Genomic DNA, 18,751 nt, shown 5'->3' on the forward strand with positions numbered 1-18,751 from the left:
TTATGCTTCGTGATTACACCTTCGATTGTCTTGTAACCATGCCTCGCCATGAACTGGAAGAGTTTAGTGCTCGCATGATCAGTAAAATGGTGCCAGAAGACGTGATGAATGAGCTGTTTACTTTTGATCAAGAAGAAGTGGATAGCGAAGACCGTATGTTGTCTGCACGTCTTGATGCAATGCTACGCATGACAGCAATCGCACTGAGTGAAATTCAACAAGCGTTTGATGACTCAGACAATGCAAAGCAAAATAGCGAGCGAATGACGCGACTGGTTCTTTGGCATTTCTATGCGATTTCATTCCATTTGGAAGAGGCAATCACGCTAGAAACACACTGTGCACTAGTGGAAAAACTACTCGAAAATACCCCTTCGGATGTTTTTGCTTGGGTGAAAACTCTGACAGAGCTTCTGCACACTTACGCTGAAATCAACGCGAAAGAAAACCCTCAAGACTAAGGTTTTTTGTCGTTAATCGTTCAGTAAACAAGGCGAGCTATCTGGTTCGCCTTGTTTTATTTTGCGTCTGTAAAATCCGCTGTTTTGGACTTTTGACGTACACCACGATCCTCGCTTCAGGTTCGCTTCTCACTAGCGAATAGGGCGATTCCTTCTTACACTAAAATCAAAGCATTTGTTTTCGAACACTTTAATGCATCATTAAGCCGTGATTTCCAATCCACTTAAATACGGATAATTTATGTCGGAGAACGTTCTGGTTTTTAAATTTGAACCGATTTTGAAGCGCATATGCCGTCTCTCTCGCCTACGTTATCGTGGTGGGCGTAAATAATGGACCCGTTAACGCAAGGTTTACTGGGCGCTGCTTTGCCGCAGTCTGCAAGTAACAAGCGGCATATTGTGGCTGCTGGCGTGTTAGGCGTGGCCGCTGGGATGGCTCCGGATTTGGACGTACTTATCCGTTCATCAAGTGACCCATTACTGTTTTTGGAATATCACCGACACTTTACCCATTCATTGTTGTTTATCCCTTTTGGCAGTTTTCTCTGCGCTTTAGTGTTGTATCCGTTGTTTGCAAAAAGACGAGAGCTAAACTTTCAACAGAGTTGGTTTTATTGTGCCCTTGGTTATAGCACCCATGCGCTGTTAGATGCTTGCACCAGCTATGGGACTCAGCTTTTTTGGCCGATAAGCAACACACGCTATGCCTGGAATACGATCTCTGTTATCGACCCCGCTTTCTCACTTCCGATTTTGATCCTGCTTTTCTTTGCCGCACTGAAGCGAAATCGAAATTACGCGCGTGTCGCATTTCTATGGTCTCTGGCTTATCTGACTCTTGGGGTTATTCAACGAGATAGAGCAGAAGCGGCCGGATGGAAAATTGTCCAAGAGCGACAGCACAGCGCTGTGCAGCTAAAAGCAAAACCAACCTTCGGCAATCTTTTGGTCTGGAAAGTAATTTATGAAACGGAAGATAACTACTATGTGGATGCGGTAAGAGTGGGGCGCTCAATAAAAATCTATCCTGGCGAATCCACACCAAAGCTCAATGTGAAAACACAATTTCCATGGCTCGACCCACAATCTCAGCAAGCGAAAGATATTGAACGTTTCCGTTGGTTTTCAAATGGTTTTGTAGTGCAAGACCCGGATGACGAAATGCGAATTGTTGATGTGCGTTACTCCATCGTGCCAAACCAAATTAATGCGCTGTGGGGCATCAATCTATCCCCGAAAGCCAGCGCGGACGAACACGTCGAATACACTGCTCATCGAGGTAGTGCAGCGGAAGACCGCCAAACTTTTCTCAATATGCTTACGGACTTTGATTGAGCGTTTACTTGGGTTACATGGGGAGCGACTCGGTGACTATCAAGCCGATTGAAAGTCCTTCACCAGCGTCGGCTTATTTGCAAAGAAGATCTTGCTAAACAGAGATTTGTACTTCCATCCAAGAGACAACAGTCGTTTTGCTAAGCTTTTGTTTTCAATGATAGCGACTTCAACGCCTTGGTAATGATATGGATGGCTTTTAATGTAGTCGATAAATGCAGTAAGCACACCTTGCCCGCGAACGGAGGGCGCAAAGTTGACTGCAACAATGGAAAAGCGCTGACTGCCTACAGTGCAACGGACAAAGCAGTGTCCAAGCGGATGAGTGATGGTCTCGGAAAACTCAGGAAATGCGCGAGACTCTAGATCTTGAGAGAGCGCATCGTATTGCTGACATAAATGATAAAAAAGTTGTTTCGCTTCGCTGTTCATATCGGTGCTACTTACTTGTAATTTGGCTTAAAGGCATTGATTTCACAAATATTGTAACCATAGTCAGCAAGACAAAACGCGGTGAACTTTTACAGTGGTGATTTCCTATTTTGAAAACAGATTGGTTACGAGTGAAGTCCATTCGTCTTCTAAGTGGAGTAGTGAAATAATGGAGTGAGGTTTTTTAGATGAGCGAAAGGATGTTGGGATTGCACAAAGTTCACGGAAGTGAATGAACAGAAAAAGGCAAACCGTTTGGTTCGCCTTTGCTTGTTTTGAGGGCTTAACTAGGCGCTACTCTAAGTGTTTAAATTGCAACGCCACAAGTCGCTGATACAACTCACAGCTTTGCATTAATGATTGGTGGTTACCAACATCGACTAACTCGCCATTGTCCAGCACCGCAATTTTATCCGCATGTTGGATAGTAGAAAGGCGATGAGCAATGATCAGCGTTGTGCGTCCTATCATCAGTGCTTCAAGTGCTTGCTGAACGTGGTGCTCACTTTCACTATCAAGGGCGCTGGTGGCTTCATCCAACAGTAAGATTTTTGGATCTTTTAGAATCGCGCGAGCAATCGCAATGCGTTGCTTTTGACCGCCTGATAGCCTAACGCCGCGCTCGCCTAAAAAGCTGTGATAGCCTTCGGGAAGCTTCTCAATAAACTCATGGGCATGGGCTTTTTTGGCGGCTTCGATGACTTGTTCATCCGTGGCTTCTGGATTGCCGTAACGAATATTGTGAAACACATCATGGCTAAACAGTGCTGGTTGTTGAGGTACGAGTGCCATTTGGCGTCGAAGCTCGTTTGGATCGAACTGTCGAATGTCTTCGCCACCAAACAACACTTGCCCCTGTTGTGGGTCATAAAAGCGTTGCAGCAGTTCGAATAGCGTTGTTTTACCTGCACCAGAAGGGCCAACCAACGCCAAGACTTTGCCTTGTTCAGCGGTTAGGTTTAATCCTTTGATAGCAGGTTGATTTGGGCGAGAAGGGTAGTTGAAATTCACCGACTTAAAGCTAACTTCAGCAGACATGTCTGAACGGACAAGCAAATGGTTGCTTGGTGCTTTAATATCGCTTTCTACTTGAAGGATCTCAATCAGTCGCTCGGTAGCGCCTGCGGCCCTTTGCAGTTCACCCATGACTTCGGAAATGGTTGCAGTCGATGAGGCAACCATAATGGCATAAAACACAAACGCTGCTAGGTCTCCCGCAGACATCTTTCCGTGAATCACATCGCTGCCGCCAACCCAAAGCATGCCTGCTATTGCGCTGAACACAATCACAATAACGCCAGATATCAGGATCGCACGTTGTTTTACTCTCTGTCTGCCCACTTCATACGCTTTTTCCACCTCGACAGCGAAAGCCGCTCGTTCGTACGGCTCTGAGCTAAAGCTTTGCACGGTTTTAATATGTTCTATCGCTTCACCTGCGTAGCTGCCGACATCGGCCATTGAGTCCTGACTTTGGCGGGAGAGCGCACGCACGCGTCGTCCATAAAACAAAATCGGAACCAAAACCAAAGGCACAGAAGCTAGCACAATCAGCGTGAGCTTAACGTTGGTGGCAAACAACATTATGATGGCCCCAAAGCACATCAAAGCGCTACGCATCGCCATCGAGAACGATGAACCAATAATGCTTTGCAGCAACGTGGTATCGGTAGTCAGGCGCGACATAATATCGCCGCTACTGTTGGTCTCAAAATAGCTCGGATGCAGCGTAATCACATGGTTAAACACTGCAAGGCGAATATCCGCACTGACGCGCTCACCTACGGAAGATACAAGGTAGAAGCGAAAGAACGTCCCAATGGCAATACACAGTGTGACACCAACAATAAACTGAATCGCATTAGTAAGCTCTTGCAATGATTGCTGTGCAAACCCTTGGTCGATAAGAATACGTACTCCATAGCCAACGGATAACGTCAAACTTGCCGTCGCGACAAGTGCAACTAAGGCCGCTGCAACCCGCCATTTATAAGGCGCAATAAAGGTGTTGAGTTTAAGAAGAATGCTGAGATTTTTGTTATTTTTTCGGCTCATGAGTGACTCACAAAGCGTTTTAGGTAACTGGCATAGTAAGCGAGTTTGGTGAGGGAGACCAGCGGCGTTCTCGTTCGAGTAAAAGACACCTTTTTACTGAGGCTAGGGTGGGCTATTTGACTCCAAGGAATCAAAGAATTGTCAGGGGAAGTTACTCCAATTAGCTAACTCCACGGCACACCAATTTTCCATTTGAATTTCTAGTGAAAAATATAATGCTTTAGAATTAGCCTGTCATTATCTAAGTGTTTGGTTTATAATGAATTTATTCGCTTAGATTCTAAGCTTTCAATAAGCAGGAGGCTGGCTTAATGCCACAAGTAATAAACTGGTACGATATTGCTGAAAAATTGTTGTCTTCACAACCCGGTGAAGGATGTAAACCTTTCTTGGATGCTTACGATAAGCTCAAGCTCGGTGATGTTTGTGGTGCAGTATCGGCACTAGAAGAATTAAATGAACTGCAATACTACTTGAGCACCATAATGCTTGAAATTCAGTTGGTTGAATTGGGGGGAGATGTCACTCAGTTACCGTTATTCACACTGGGCTTACGTGAAAATGTACCTGTTGAGTCGCTGAATACCTCGGAGATCTATCATGAGTTGAACCGAACTTGGACAGAAAAAGTTGCTGTCTTATTACCTTATGATGATGTCATGTATCGTAACCAATACTCCCGTAGTGATGGCGCATTGGAGGGTGTGATTCGCGCTCTCTGTGCCCAAGGCAAGCACGAAAAAGCGATACCTTATGCAAAGGCATCTAATACCTACAATCGCGAGTATGTAGCGGAGTCATGGGCTGAGATTATCCAGGGATTATCCGATGGAAAGCTTAAAGATCAGGCAATTTGTAGCTTGAGTTCTCTTGGTGCACTTAGACCAATGATTCAAGACGGGGGAGAAGAAGCGACAGCCTATGGCACAGCTATTGAAACATTCGCAGCCATCAACTTAGGCAGCAATCACCCTGAAGTGCAGCGTTGTTATAAAGGATTATTACGCCTTGCTCGTCATTATGCGCCAAGAGATTGTCGCTCTGGCGGTACATTTCGCGCAGCTGTCGCAGCGGCGAGGCTTGCAGGAAAACAAAATTGTGAGCGATGGTATGAAATTGCTGAGTCGCTAAGTAAGTATATTTGGAGTGCCGATCTCAATCAGAGAGCTAGCATCGCTTTAGAATTGGCATCCTATCAAATGGAAAATTGCTCAATCGAGGTTTTAAAGGAGCATGTTGAACTGATTGGGTATGATTGGTTGGCCATTGATGATCCTGTATTTATCCTTAATCAATATGTAGACAGCAACAGTCAGCAAAAGCCAGATGCCGACACTGAACTGGCCAATGCAGTAAAAGCTGGCAAAGATGTTTCCGCGCTAGTTGAACAAAGGATGATTGATGAAGACAAAAAAAATCCATTCGGCGCAAAAGAAGAAAATCGGTTAAAACTAGGGTGTAAGCTTTGCCTACCCGATGATGAACTAGAAAGGCTATACTCGGAAATTGCTCCTCGCTGGCAGAAATCGGCTCTAATAAATGGTGTTGCGTGGGGTTTTGAAGGGCAACCAGAACGTATCTTACCCTATCTAATTAAGGCGTATCCAGAAGGAGATGAATTTGGTATCTACACAAAGCGTCTTCTTCCCTATTTAACTACGGAGTTGTTAGATAAGGCAGAAAAATTCTATGTAGAGAGTGAACAAAATGAACCTCTAACGTTACTTGCGGCTTATTGGTTTACAAGGGGAGATTTGTTAAAAGCGACAAGAGTTATTGGTAAACTTGGTCAGGCGACGTCAGTTGAAGAGTGGACGCCGTATTATCGTAGAGGGTTCCGTGCAGATAAACCGTTCATCACTATTGGTGAAAGCGAAAATAGTAAGAATGAACGGCCTTATTCGGGAGAGGTTGCAGATATTCCTTCGGTCATTAAAACATGTAAAACTGCAACTGCTCTATTAGACGCTGTCAAGAAGCACTGGCAGGATGAAGCGTTTGTTCATGCAGCATTAAAAGCAGCTCAGTTGAAGAAATATCAAAAAAACTATGACGATCGCAGTGCTATCATTCAGCTGTTTATTGTCGCAGGTAGAGTGGATCAGGCTGTCGCATTGATACCTTCAGTGAACAAAGGGAAAAGTAAGCCAGGCGATGGTGATTATGCAGTGGAACCACTAAAGGTTGTTCTTGACTATTTAAATGACTGCCCTGAACAAATAACACCTGAATTATTGACTTCATTATTGAATGAGGTTGCTAAAGTATTCCCTCAATGGGTGTGGAAGCTATTTTTCCAGTTAAGTCGATTAAGTTGTCGGCTTTCTATGCCATCTCGTGCTGAGCTGATGACTGAAATATTGGCAGTGAAACAGAAGGGATATCGACGACGTTTTGATCATGTGACTTTCTACTTGGGAGTATTAAAAGGCACGTTAGAAGTAGAAGGGTATAACGAACGTAATAAGTCGGAAATAGAATCCTGGTTTATGACTTTGAGTGAGCTAGTTCGTGGAGACTCTATGTATGTCGATTCAATCTGGATTATCAGTCAGTATGCCAACCTGAAAACTCATTTGCCTGAAGATATTTGGCAGCAATGGAGTGCAGATGTGTTAAATGTCTTGTACAGCCGTCAAGGGTTCAGGGGAAAACTCCATCCATCGCAACTATTTGAAGGTGCTTACCGTCATTTATGGTCTGTGAATGATGACAGTATCATGGGGTTGTTTTTACAATCAGGACAATTACCTCAACATCTTCATGCGGAGATTTGTAGAAGTATCTGGAAAGACATTCACCTTGCACCCAATCCGTTTGCAGTATTAACAATGACGCAACCTGAGCAAGCATCGACTGATGTCATGAAGCGTGAATTCGTTGAAGCATTGAGTCGGGTACTTATTCAGGAAAATCATCCGGATGCGCATCGTCTTAAAAACTTAATGGCATGAAGCGAAGAAATTGCGCAAGGGTGAACCTTTGCGATCTGACTTAAATTTTGTGTCAAGCTAATAACGAGAATGAATGGTTTGATAAATTTCTAATTATGGGGGTAAGTCTTGCGTTTTGCTAAATGCAAGACTTACCCTAAGTTGTACTAATTCAGACCTGATCTGACAGTTACCCACTTGCTTCGTTATTCGCTTGGCGTTTTAAGTGCTCGATAAACGCCGGGATCTTCTTGGCTACGTGTTTTCTGGAAGCGTAAAAGGCATACAACACCAAATCTTCTGGTTCATATTCCAGTTCGATCACTTCCAGATCTCCTGATTCGATTTCTTCATGGCAAAACTCGACAGGTAGAATCGCAAACCCGAATCCTGCTAACGCGCCGGTTTTAGCAAGTTGCCCACTGTTGACCTTAAATGCAGATTGTACTCGTTGAGTTATCAGTTCTCCTTCCGAATTTCTGAAAACCCAAGGTGTTCCTTTCAATGCAGTAAAGCTGCTGATACAAGGAACGTGCTTCATATCGGTAATTTTGAAAGGTCTCTGACGTGTGTGCAGTAGCTTAGGTGAGGCGACCACAACACTGGGCCAGCGCTTGATCTCTTTTGCAATCCAATTGCTGTCTTCAAGCTTGCCGCGGTGAAAACTTACGATAACGTCAAACCCATCGAGCAAGTCCTCTTTAGGGCTGAGGTTCGTCTCGCAATTCAATGAAATAGCAGGGTACTGAGTACAAAAAGAGACGACGGCTTTAGCTAGTTCTGGTGAATCTGGCATGACAACGTTGAGCTGCCCCATGACCTCACGAGAGTGTTGCGTCACTTCTTCAAGCGCATCATTCAGTTTGTCTAACAAAGGCTGTGTGCGTAAATAGAGCTGTTCTCCAGCGTCTGTTGCACAGATTCGTCGAGTCGTTCTGTCGAATAAACGCACATCAAGCTGTTCTTCAAGTAACGCAATGTGGCGACTGACATTTGATGTCGGCAGAGATAAAAATTCGGCGGCTCTTTTAAAGCTGTTGTTCTCGTAGACACAATGGAAGCTTTTTAGCCATTGTTGATCAATTTTCTCAAGCATCTCCATTAATCCCATTTTGCTGAACTATAAAGCCAATAAGTTGCACTTTATTACTTAAAACAGGTTTATACAATGCGAGTTACTGTGGTTTGGGCATAAAGGTTTTCCAATGAGTTGGCTAGAAAAACTATTAGATAAAAAGAACATCATCAATACGCGTAAAGCGTCGATTCCGGAAGGCGTATGGACTAAGTGTCCGTCTTGTGACCAAGTGCTGTATCGCATCGCGCTCAAGGAAAACTTGGAAGTTTGTCCCAAGTGTCAACACCATTTGCGAATGTCTGCGCGACATCGTTTAGACAGCTTCTTGGACAAAGGTGAGCGTATAGAGCTTGCTAGCGAATATGAGCCGAAAGATCTGCTCAATTTTAAGGACAAGAAACGCTACAAAGAGCGTCTTGCTCTCTCTCAAAAAAGTACTGGCGAGAAAGATGCGTTGGTCGTGATGAAAGGCGAACTGTTGGGCTTACCCATCGTGGCTTGCGCGTTCGAGTTCTCTTTCATGGCTGGCTCGATGGGGTCGGTTGTGGGTGCTCGTTTTGTTGATGCCGTGGATGCGGCGATAGAGGAAAATTGCGGGTTAGTTTGCTTTTCTGCGTGTGGTGGCGCACGTATGCAAGAGTCGCTGATGGCTTTAATGCAAATGGCCAAAACCAGCGCTGCGTTGGAGCGTTTATCCAATGCGCGCTTGCCTTATATCTCGGTATTGACCGATCAAACCTTTGGCGGCGTCTCGGCAAGCTTGGCAATGCTGGGGGACATCAATATTGGTGAGCCTGAGGCAAGAATCGGGTTTGCAGGGCGTCGTGTGATTGAGCAAACTGTACGAGAAAAGCTACCGGATGGCTTTCAACAAAGCGAGTTTCTGCTTGAGCATGGCGCTTTAGATATGATTGTGCAAAGGCACGATATGCGCGAGAGGATAGGCGGGTTGATAGCAAAACTCACCAATACAAGCATCCGACTAGAAGTTAAGTAATAGTGGTTGTCTCATGCTTTATATGTTCTTTGAGATACTCACTGCTATGCAATCGATCGAATAGCATAAAGGCGGCTTTTTGATTCATTTCAATTAAGTATTACTTTTCGATATAAGATACTGATTATAAATTGATTTCATAAAACAACTTCGGCATCATTCACTGCTTGATTTTGAGGATGATTATCATCACGGCAAAAAATTAGAACAACTTATAATGCGAGGCTAGGGAACGATGGAACCAATGAAAAATCACTATTTAGAGATACCTGAAGAAAGAAAATTGCGTATTTTTCGTGAAGAAGATGAAGATTTCTACAGCTTCTGGGAAAGAATGCTTGATGAAAAACAATCTTTTTATAAGCAACCTCTTAAAAGAATGAAAGGTGATGCTTGGGATTCACTTCACGCATTCTTCACAGCTTCAAAATATGGACAACATCAGGCCTCGCCAGCTTATATAAAAAGAGCACTTGAGTTACTGAATAACGTGTACTTGCTGGCCAATCATTCAGAGCAAGTTGTTGAATTCTCCGTTGGGCACCGACATTTTTCGGAAGTAGGTAACCGTTCTGTTGCAGGGGGAACGATGGATGCTTGGTTGGATGAAATCTGTTTAACGATGGCCGCGAGAGATTGGCGCTGCGTAGAGCTGATGACCATCATGGATGAGTCGTTAGTGCGTTTAAAAGATCCATTCGATGTTGCGCTAGTCGAGTTCGTTAACGGTGTATTTAGCAATTCATCAGCGTTACCTGAGTTATTGCAAACTGTGATGGAGAAATCTTCTCCGCAATACTTAGAATCAACCAGAGTGCCCTATGTACATTCTTTGTTTATTCCATTTGTGAATGTGTTTGTTGCCATTATCGATGGTGATGAGGAACATTATCAAAAAGCACTAAGAGATGCGTTAGAGGCGCATTACCAGTTCTATATGAATGAAGATGTTCGTTATTCGCCAAAAGGGAATGTTTCTTTGAAACTGACTGGTCTTGCTGCATTGGCATACGATAAGTATGGCTGGACAATTCCAGAAGCCGCATATTTACCGAAATGGCTCGTTTACGGTGAACAGGATCTTTGTTCTAAATAAATCATTAATAGAACACCTTATGTAGTGTCTGCAGCAATGCCGTTCGATGAAAGGTTGGCGCAGCTGCGGGCTCTGTTTGAGCGAACAAAACAAACCTACAAGATCATTGATGAGTTCCCATCTTTGGCGGTAAGACCAACCCAACCGCAAGCAAACATGTTGCACCTTATCCTGCCTTTCAGCTGTGAAAAGTTGAAAGAACTTCAACATACTTTCGCTACAGAAAAGGGCATTTGGTTTGGTAATCCGCAAGTCACGGCACATCCACATCAATCCATCGTTGAATGGTATGTCGGTGACTACCTGCTCAGCCTTGGTGACGAAGAATTAAGGTCGTTTTTCAACCAGTTACTCGGTGGTAAGACATAAACTTATCAATATGCGAGCTTACTAACACGCCATACGTGACACTTCATGTATTCTTAATTGAAGCGAAGAAGAGGATTTATCAATGTCAAAAAGCTCCAAGCTTCACAATGAAGACAAACTGGTTAAGAAGGCATTAGAGATTGGTGGGAAGATGGCGAAGCTACAAGGCTTTGATCTTCCACAGTCACCACAACCTCTAAGAGTAAAAGCGATTTACCTATTCTTGGTCGATGCCAAACAGATCACGCCACTACCGGAAAGCAAGCTAGATGGCGCAAGCATCAAACACCGACTGGCAGTATGGATACACAGTGCGTTGCCAGACAACGACCCTCTAAAGTAAAAACCTCAAGAAGTTACATAGGTCATTAATTAACAAGGCGAGCCAGGTGGTTCGCCTTGTCTGATCTTGGCAAGTGCACCGAGGCCTTCTAATGTTTCGTTATCATTGATTTACAAAACAGCATCAAAAGGGCTAAAGATAAAGCCAGAGAAGCGCTACAATGCTCGCGTTGCAAGAGTGCAACCAAGAATACTCATTTACAGAAGCCTTGAAGTAACCATACATGTCTAAAGATTTCGAATTCACCACAGAATACACACTCGACAAGCCATTTTTTGCTGAGTGTTATGATCAAACTAGCCAGCCAACGAAGTTCCCACAAGCGTATTTGAAAGGATTACTCTTTCTCATTTTTGGTGTGGTCTTATTGGAGTTTGAACTGCTACCTAACGGTTACGTCGGTTGGTTCTTTATCGTATTGAGTGTGATTGAAGCGTGTAGCGTTTACTTCAAAAGAACCTGGTGGCTATGGCGTCAAACCATCAGTTCAAGCCGTGGCAACAAAGTGGTGTTTGAAGTGAATGCAGATGGCGTGCGCTATAAAAGCGGTAAAATCGATCGCAGCCTCGCTTGGAGTGAAATCGACCAACTCGAACAAACAGACCTAGGTTTTATCCTTCATCTTGGTAAACAACGCCAATACATCAGCAAATCTTGCTTAAACGAAGAAGTCATTGCGTTTATGGTAGAGCAGCACGCCGGATCAAAAGCGAGCTAAGAAATCTCTATTAACAGAAGAGGCGAGCCAACGGGTTCGCCTTTTTTGATCTTACACTTAAATGCTAAATTTTATGCTGAGAAAATAATGAAAACTTCTTCTCTTCAAATGTTTTTAGTACAAAAGTTTTTAATTCCTTTTTGTTTTTTTGAGAAAGCTTCCCACGTACATTAAAATTGGCAATATAGATCTGTAGTTCACTGGTATTCATTGAGTCATAGATTGGGAACTCAAAAACCAGGTCACATGTCCCTTCATACTTAGTTGTTTTTATCTCATACGAACCTTGTACACTATATAGTTTCAAGTGCTCTTTTAATTCGTTTTTACTCAAAAAAACACTACTATCCAGATTAGAGCCTTTTAAGGTTAAGTCATTGATTTTCTTTTCAAGAAAATCTATTTCCTTAGGTCTAGTTTTAGTCACTGTGTCATCGGGTTGAATGTGTATTCTTCGCGTATGTTTTTTAGAAGGGTATACCTCTACCTTTGTAGATTGTACCAGCGCTTTTAAGAAGTTAATTCTACCTATATTGGTGAAGTCGGTGAAAAGTATTCTCTTAATATTATCTGATTTGATTAAGCTGGCATCTTTTAAAGCTTTAGTAGCTCGCCTTACAACCTCGTTTGCTACGTACAAAGATTCTTTAGCAGTATGTTTAGTCGTTATGTTCAAATCAAGCTTGTTTGATGCATCAACTTTCAGTTCGACTTGGCATTCAAAGTAGCTTTCATCATCACCAAAGTTTTTTGTTTTATCTCGGCGTTTTAGTTTGATTTCAGCGATAACATGATTCGGATCTTTTGCGTTTCCAGCAGCTCGAAATTGTGGACTGTTTTCTATCGTTAAGACATCAAATGGGTCGTTAATTAAATTATTGAAATCAAAATTAAAACCCAAAGCTTGAACTAATGTTTTCCCTTGGGTTGCATCCCACTGTAACTGCTTAGTTTGAATTTTTGGATTGTCTTCCTTTTCCTTTACAGTTTCTTTGAGTTGTTCGAACTCGTAAGGAGCTACACCTGTTTTAATTAGTAATGGTCCCAACACTTTTTTGTCGTTTGAGCTACTAAAGCAGCCTCTACTCTGTAAGATTTGTTTTAAGTCACTAGCTTTTATCATTGGGTTTGCAAGAAACTGACGTAAAACATCACCAACAGGAATGAAAGCGTCACTATTCATTTGTTAAGTTCCTAAAGTTTGGTATGTAGTTTTCGACACGTAGTTTTTGCTCTGTAATATTATGGGCTTGCATAACTTTACTAACATCAACCTTGTGCTCATCTAAAAAGAAGTCTGGAAAACAGATTGATACTGAACTAATTCTATCTGAATGTTGGAGAGCACTATATGTGTGTCTTGATAAACTATCTTGTGAGAAAGGCTCGTTGGCAACAACTACACACTTAAACACTTCCTCATTCTCGATGTTCTTTCTCAAAACAAAAGTGAGATATGGAAGGGTCAAGTACTCTACGGGCATAACCGAACTATATGAACGTTGATTGAACGACATTCGATTTAAACTTGTGCTAGTGTGACCAAAGAAGATTTCGTAGTCTGAATAGTGATTAGTAACATGGTCAATAGCGTTAAGCATAAAGGTAAATTTGCTGTTATCGACAACATAAAATTCCTCGATTCCTTCATTCTCAAACTTTGTGAAGTACTGGGTGTTTGAAATATTAGCGAAGTAATCTTTATGTTTATCTTCCTTACTAGACAAATAGAAAAGTACAGGTACGTATTTTATGTTTTTTATCGTATTCCCAGAGAAGATTGCGTTTGTGTCTGCATTATGATCTGATACTCGAAAACAAACACTTGAATAAATAATATCGTCTACATAACCTTTTATCTTGTTAGTAAAGCTTTTTGGGTAATCACCAGTTGTGTGTTTTACCGAAGCAAGTATATGTACAAGTGTCTCAGTTTCTAAGCTAGATAAGTAAGAAAAGTGTTCATCTACACCATGCTTGGTTCTTGGTCCATCAGCATCAGATGGATGCGTTGTTCCAAAATGGCACGGAAAACTAATGTTTGGGTTAGAGTTCGGCCATCCGACTTTTTTGAAAAATTTACTGACAATATTCTCGCCAGTTTCACCTGATGATTTGGAGTCTTCTCCAGACATTTTTATCCACTTGCATGCTATTCGTTGTGATGAGTATATTTTACCTAAAAACTTGTATTTGAAAACAAATTATAGCTTCAGATTACACAGTGTTGATTAATAAAATCTAATGGGAATAAGCGATTTGCTTTAATTTTGGTTGTGTTATTGTTTTACGTGTTGATATTTAAAGGTAAATGAGCGTATTTTGTTTCTTGTAATGGGGTGGGTATTAATGTGGTTAACTGTGAGGACGGTTTCTGTGAGATTAAATAACAAAAAGGCGAACCAAACGGTTCGCCTTTGTCTATTTAGATTCTACTGATCACAGATAACTAAGATGGAAACTTGCCAGCCGTCTAAATCAACGATCTGGAATACTCTTTAAAAATAACCAAGTTGGAAACTCCATCGCTTAATGGCAAATGAAGCCAGCAGGTTTGGTTAACTAAGTTGGAAACTCTCTCTTCAATAGAATTCTCTCGTTTAGAGTGATTGTTCAGTTCGTAAAACCCGAACCGTACTTTGCAAACCGCGTTTTACGAACTGAACGTTTACGAGTGATTATTTCGCGAGTAATAGTTTTATTAGGTGCGGTTGTAGCTCTTAGATTTGCGTATCAAAATGCAATGTCTAATGATTTTCGGCTAAATATTAAGCTTGAACCTACAGTGGCAAGTTGTACTGATGGGCTGTTATTTCTTTTCTTGTCAACGAAACAGAATCCGTTAAAGCCACCGCATTTCGATTTAACTAATTGATATCCAGAATAAAGGGGCCTGTCTTCATAAAGTAAGAGCTCAGTTTCAGATATCGATCTGTATAACCATTCTAGAGCATTTGGAGAATCCTCTTCAAATAAGCTTTCCGCAGTTTTAAAAGCCTTTTCATCACCATCTAACCTTTGCATCAGAAATAGCATTTGAGCGTTTGCTTGGTGAATGATTTCGCATTCTTTTACGCTTTTTGATAGCCGTGGAGCATCGCTATAGCTTATGCCCAACTTAAAAAGTAACCACGAGACGTATGCTAACAACTGGGTGTATTCGTTGCTGTTGTATATATTTTCACTGTCATTGAGGATCTGAATTGGAGATTCTTTTTCATTAAAGAAACAGACAAAAGAGATCTCTCTAAGTTTTTTAAGGTGCTTCTCATCAACTATTGGTTTTGCTTTGTTGGCATTGTCTAGAGTCGGCTGTACCTTGATTTCATGTGAACCGACAATAAACTCGTGACGGCTAAGGTTATGAATTACAACGAAGGCCATTAGTAGAAAACTCATTTTATTGGCTTCATTATCCGAGTTCGAAACATATACTTTTTCAAGCTTATTAAGTATTTTCGTGAGCTTTTTATGTACATATTCTACTTGCTCAGGAGAAATACTTGGGCTTTCAGCGGTATCTTCATCATCAGTTCCGACAAGTTCTTCCTCATTGCGTCCTAAATGGTCTTCCCTATATAGAGAATTGCTGCCTGTCTGGATAGAAGGTATGGTGTGAAGAAACATATCTAAGATTAGGTTTAATCCATCCGACGATATGGCACGCCTTCCTGACTTGGTGCTGGCGTCGTTTTCTTGAACAATACTAACAATGAGCGAATCTCTCTCATCCGTATCATCATGAGTTTGTGGTATATATTTTTCAGATGCACCAACAGGACGGCGTAATTGAGGTGTTAGCTTCTCAATGCAGTTAAATAGAAGATCAAATTGAGGGTAATCAGTGCTTAATGATGAAACAGCCTGTCTTAACTGGCGTTCTTCAGAAGACTCGCATAGTTTCTCTAGCGAGGGGACGTTATGTGTGACGACAGTAGCGATTAACTCTTCATTATGGAGTAGATAGATCAGTCTCCCGCAGCCTAACAACTGCTCAGATATAATAATGACCTGATTTTCCAGAGTATGTTCAATTTGGTAATAATCGCCAAACTCATCCTTGTAAAACGGCTGACAACCTCTTTGGCTATCCATAAGCTCGATTTCTAGAGACTGGTTAAGTTGTAGTTCAACAAACATCAACTCTATATGTGTAGTGTCTGTAGAGCCTTCGCTAAGCTCTTTACTATTTACTTCCAGTACTTCTTCTGACGCTTCCATATGCAAAAAGTTGGTCGAGACTATTGCCTCTTTTGCATCTCCATTTCGGAGGAGAAGCATTGCCTCAGCGTTAGTATTACTGCCAGTTTTAAGCCATGCATTGCTACTGAAATTAGCACTACCAGATATGAAGAATGTTTCTTGATTGGCGAGAAATACTAAAGCTTTTGCATGAGCGTATGTCGTGAACTTTGACATACCATCAGGTTGGATAGATTTTATATCCACAAATTTTACGGTGCCGCTATGAAGTATTGTGGTACTCAGGCAAACGCTTTTAGGCTGTATTGCAATAATGGGTTTAGCTACAGATAACTCAGAAAGAGAAGAAACGAATTGTCCCGAGTTGTCAAAGAACGCTGAAACGCCGTATGTTTTGTCAACTGTTTTTGGTAGGTGTGTTTGGAGACTTCTCCAAAGACATTCTTTATTGGAATAGGACGAAAATAGGAAGCTATTGCTACTAGGTAGCTTTGGCTTCTTTTTAATCCATGGAGCTAAAGCCTTGGCTTTACCCAACATCTCTCTAACTATCTGAGGCGAGCTTTGCCCATAATCATTGAGCCATACCTCAAACGCATGAAAAGCATCTTTAAAAATAGAAAGATCTTCTTCGTTAGATTTCTCATCGAACCTAATTACATTTGTAACTTCTAAGTTCCTGCCGAAACCAGATAGAGTCATGTTGTGGCTTCCAACTACAAGCAAGCCTTTCTTTTTGCCAAGGAGCATATACACTTTGGGGTGAAATGCTTGGTTACATTTCATAGGTGCAATGCCGTATGCGTAGCTAGCAAACTTAGGTGGAAAATTCTGGATAGCCGCTTTTAACATGCGATTATCAACGAACAGTAAATGATTTGTCACACCAGCAATTTGCATTTTTCGAAGAAGGTACTCTTCATAGAATGCAAAGTTAATAGAGTAGCTTGTCATTAGGCATGAATCATAACCACCTTTCTTCAGCTCTTCTATGAGTGAAATAGGGCTGCTCATGAGCTCACCTTCAGAATGTCATAGCCCGCAGGTTCTACTAGAAAAGAGTTCTCTGTTATACGAACCATGCCAAGATCTGCCATAATTTGAATAACTTGCTTAAACCTTGGTGACGTAAAAACTGCTGGGGGTGGCTTTATTATTTCGATACCAAATTCACTGGGTAGGAAACGGAAGGTCATCTGTTGTTGGTTTCTTAGCTTTCTCATAGCAATAAGAAAGTGGTTCTCAAGTAAGCCATGGTGAGTTAATTGTATCAACGCTGACAGAGTAGATTGTTTATTCAATTGGGTATTTAAAGTTTCACAGATAGCTAGCAGATTGAGTGGGTATCTATCTAAAAAGCTCTTCTGGAGCTCTACACTGTTATACCCCGACTTATTCTGAGTGCGGGAAACCAGTGCTGCCAAGATCATTAAGCAATTTTTAGTTATGGATTCTAAATCGTTACTGCCATTCTTTGTAAGTTTCTCCACTCTGTGGGCAAGAGTCACTTCATGGTTGTTTTCATCCCATCGCTCATAGTTAGGTAACTGAACAGAAAGTTGAGACAAGGTTTGATCGAATTGTTGGTGATGATAATTTGATGTTACCTTGCTACCAGGCCCTTCTTGCCAGTACCACAAAGCTATTGACCGAGTGTCTTTGAAGTTCGGTCTGCGAGATTCAGTTGCTTTTAGAACACAGTAAAATATTCCCTGCATGGCAATAGAGGCTATCTCATTTCTAGCGTAATCTTGCCAGCTAGATTCAATGTTCCAAAGGTGCTCGTATTTACCTGAGTATTGAAGAGCATTTGTATAAGCAAGTTTTCGGAAGACCGCCACATCAAAACTTTGAGATGTGTCTGTTTTAGTAATATGCTCGGTGAGAGCAAGGATGTAAGCCATTGATTCAACGCGGTTGAGAGCTTGAAAGTCAGTTTCGTACTCTGTTTGATAAAGTGACGCGAAACCTTTGGTGAATAGGCTAATTAAAAGAGTTCGTTCTTCACTGTCGCATGATAGATTACATGGGCAGAATGACTTTAAATGAGTCAGAGTTTCGTAGGTAAACTCATCATTTTCAATAGTTTCCAAAAAAAGTGATGAGTTGACGTTTTGGTCAAATGCTTTGGCTAGTTTTAGTCCTACTTCTTCAATGAGCTTCCCGTTTTTAGGAGACTCGCCCGCTAGTATTTTTAGGTTGCAAAGTGTGCCAAAGTAATACTGTCCTAGGCCGCCAAAGGAGTTCTTAAAGTATCGAGAGGAATCAGGATTAGTATGGCTAAATTGCGATAGCTTGAATTTTTTCCCTGAGGTGATCTCTTCGAAGTGTTTCTGAAATGTATCCTTGCCTACAAGAGCTCCAGAGTGATTAACTGTACTGTTATCACTTGTTTCATGTGCCATAGCAGCAAGTGTGAATAGACAGTCTGCTCTTCGGAACATTTTTAAAAAAGTGTCACTATCTAACCACTTTTTCCTTTCGAAGGCATAAAACACCCATGCGTAGAACGAATAGTACCGAGCTCTATCGGTAACATTAGTTATCCCAGGAAGAAGTTTACCGTAGACTTCGATGCATGGAGCTTGCACTCCTAAATGGTCGAGGCCAGTAATCTGATTAATCGGCTTAACCCAGCCAGTATCTGAGGTAGCTTTCAAGCTCATTGTCCTACTCGTTAAGGATATACAAAACAAATATGTATAGCTGTCTATACGCTAATTTGGTG

General features: G+C 41.8%; 15 protein-coding genes. 8 read left to right on the forward strand and 7 right to left on the reverse strand.

Features of this window, described 5'->3' with window-relative positions:
- Window positions 1-2 precede the first annotated feature (2 nt).
- The gene (locus ACF8CV_RS03285; RefSeq protein WP_005486552.1) at window positions 3-461 is read left to right on the forward strand and encodes a hypothetical protein; all 459 of its coding nucleotides are present in this window, start codon (window positions 3-5) and stop codon (window positions 459-461) included.
- 333 nt (window positions 462-794) lie between these two features.
- Entirely contained in the window at window positions 795-1,799 is a 1,005-nt protein-coding gene (locus ACF8CV_RS03290) for a metal-dependent hydrolase (RefSeq protein ID WP_208871046.1), read from the forward strand.
- Between the two features lie 39 nt (window positions 1,800-1,838).
- Here the strand turns inward: ACF8CV_RS03290 and ACF8CV_RS03295 are convergent, their stop codons facing one another.
- Together ACF8CV_RS03295 and ACF8CV_RS03300 are read right to left on the reverse strand one after the other, a co-directional pair.
- Entirely contained in the window at window positions 1,839-2,231 is a 393-nt protein-coding gene (locus ACF8CV_RS03295; protein ID WP_017447613.1) for a hypothetical protein, read from the reverse strand.
- A 294-nt stretch (window positions 2,232-2,525) separates the two neighbouring features.
- Window positions 2,526-4,286, reverse strand: a complete 1,761-nt coding sequence (locus ACF8CV_RS03300) for an ABC transporter ATP-binding protein/permease (protein WP_208871045.1) — start codon at window positions 4,284-4,286, stop codon at window positions 2,526-2,528.
- Between the two features lie 311 nt (window positions 4,287-4,597).
- Here ACF8CV_RS03300 and ACF8CV_RS03305 point away from each other — a divergent pair, with 311 nt between their 5' ends.
- Window positions 4,598-7,240, forward strand: coding sequence for a hypothetical protein (locus ACF8CV_RS03305; RefSeq protein WP_208871044.1), 2,643 nt, complete (start codon window positions 4,598-4,600; stop codon window positions 7,238-7,240).
- A gap of 169 nt (window positions 7,241-7,409) precedes the next feature.
- On the opposite strand, the gene ACF8CV_RS03310 is transcribed toward ACF8CV_RS03305, so the two are convergent.
- Window positions 7,410-8,321, reverse strand: a complete 912-nt coding sequence (locus ACF8CV_RS03310) for a LysR family transcriptional regulator (protein ID WP_208871097.1) — start codon at window positions 8,319-8,321, stop codon at window positions 7,410-7,412.
- Between the two features lie 103 nt (window positions 8,322-8,424).
- Between ACF8CV_RS03310 and accD the strand changes: the two genes are divergently transcribed.
- From accD to ACF8CV_RS03335, 5 genes are all read left to right on the forward strand, one after another.
- Window positions 8,425-9,294: an acetyl-CoA carboxylase, carboxyltransferase subunit beta gene (gene accD / locus ACF8CV_RS03315; RefSeq protein ID WP_069545398.1), complete on the forward strand. Its 870-nt coding sequence runs from the start codon at window positions 8,425-8,427 to the stop codon at window positions 9,292-9,294.
- Window positions 9,295-9,529: 235 nt separating this feature from the next.
- A complete protein-coding gene (locus tag ACF8CV_RS03320) occupies window positions 9,530-10,390 on the forward strand; it encodes an immunity 49 family protein (RefSeq protein ID WP_069545397.1) in 861 nt (286 codons plus the stop codon).
- 24 nt (window positions 10,391-10,414) lie between these two features.
- Window positions 10,415-10,759, forward strand: coding sequence for a hypothetical protein (locus ACF8CV_RS03325; RefSeq protein ID WP_069545396.1), 345 nt, complete (start codon window positions 10,415-10,417; stop codon window positions 10,757-10,759).
- Window positions 10,760-10,841: 82 nt separating this feature from the next.
- Entirely contained in the window at window positions 10,842-11,102 is a 261-nt protein-coding gene (locus tag ACF8CV_RS03330) for a DUF5062 family protein (protein WP_005376453.1), read from the forward strand.
- Between the two features lie 223 nt (window positions 11,103-11,325).
- Entirely contained in the window at window positions 11,326-11,820 is a 495-nt protein-coding gene (locus tag ACF8CV_RS03335) for a YcxB family protein (RefSeq protein WP_025505837.1), read from the forward strand.
- Between the two features lie 64 nt (window positions 11,821-11,884).
- Here the strand turns inward: ACF8CV_RS03335 and ACF8CV_RS03340 are convergent, their stop codons facing one another.
- From ACF8CV_RS03340 to ACF8CV_RS03355, 4 genes are all read right to left on the reverse strand, one after another.
- Window positions 11,885-13,003: a hypothetical protein gene (locus tag ACF8CV_RS03340; protein ID WP_021485250.1), complete on the reverse strand. Its 1,119-nt coding sequence runs from the start codon at window positions 13,001-13,003 to the stop codon at window positions 11,885-11,887.
- Window positions 12,996-13,955 (reverse strand): hypothetical protein, encoded by a 960-nt coding sequence (locus ACF8CV_RS03345; RefSeq protein ID WP_138937056.1) that lies wholly within the window; start codon window positions 13,953-13,955, stop codon window positions 12,996-12,998. The genes ACF8CV_RS03340 and ACF8CV_RS03345 overlap by 8 nt, the downstream gene beginning before the upstream one ends.
- A gap of 598 nt (window positions 13,956-14,553) precedes the next feature.
- Window positions 14,554-17,037 carry a hypothetical protein gene (locus ACF8CV_RS03350; RefSeq protein ID WP_138937055.1) on the reverse strand — a complete coding sequence of 828 codons (2,484 nt, stop codon included), beginning with the start codon at window positions 17,035-17,037 and terminating at the stop codon, window positions 14,554-14,556.
- On the reverse strand, window positions 17,034-18,689 hold the full coding sequence (locus tag ACF8CV_RS03355) for a hypothetical protein (protein WP_138937054.1): 1,656 nt from the start codon (window positions 18,687-18,689) through the stop codon (window positions 17,034-17,036). Before ACF8CV_RS03355 ends, ACF8CV_RS03350 begins: the two co-directional genes overlap by 4 nt.
- Between the last annotated feature and the right edge of the window lie 62 nt (window positions 18,690-18,751).

Origin of the sequence: Vibrio sp. zbq_1 (assembly GCF_043102935.1) — a bacterium.
GTDB classification, from domain to species: domain Bacteria; phylum Pseudomonadota; class Gammaproteobacteria; order Enterobacterales; family Vibrionaceae; genus Vibrio; species Vibrio parahaemolyticus.